This is a genomic window from Pedobacter sp. CFBP9032, from assembly GCF_034045265.1.
Classification (GTDB): Bacteria; Bacteroidota; Bacteroidia; order Sphingobacteriales; family Sphingobacteriaceae; genus Pedobacter.
The window spans coordinates 1-256 of record NZ_JAXCWE010000064.1 but is presented as its reverse complement, the minus strand read 5'-3'; the positions used below and the strand labels follow the sequence as shown (position 1 = coordinate 256).

Here is a 256-nt window from a genome sequence, read left to right as displayed (position 1 = left end):
CTTTTTTTTATATGTTTTTGTAGTATTAATGTGCACCTTCAGATTCTAAAACGTCAACATCAATTCCTTGTTTGCTTAAGGTCTTCTTTGCAAGATAAGCAAATAGGGTAATATAAGCAAAGCAGAGTACCGGGATAATGTACGAGCTGTGGATACCGATAATATCAGAAAGCTTTCCTTGTAATGGAGGGATAATTCCACCTCCCAAGATCATCATTACCAAGAATGCTGAACCTTGAGCGGTATATTTTCCTAA

General features: G+C 36.3%; 1 pseudogene. It reads right to left on the bottom strand.

What is annotated here, in order from left to right:
• Window positions 1-25: 25 nt before the first annotated feature.
• Window positions 26-256, bottom strand: a pseudogene (locus SOM16_RS23160) (MFS transporter); the annotation flags it as partial.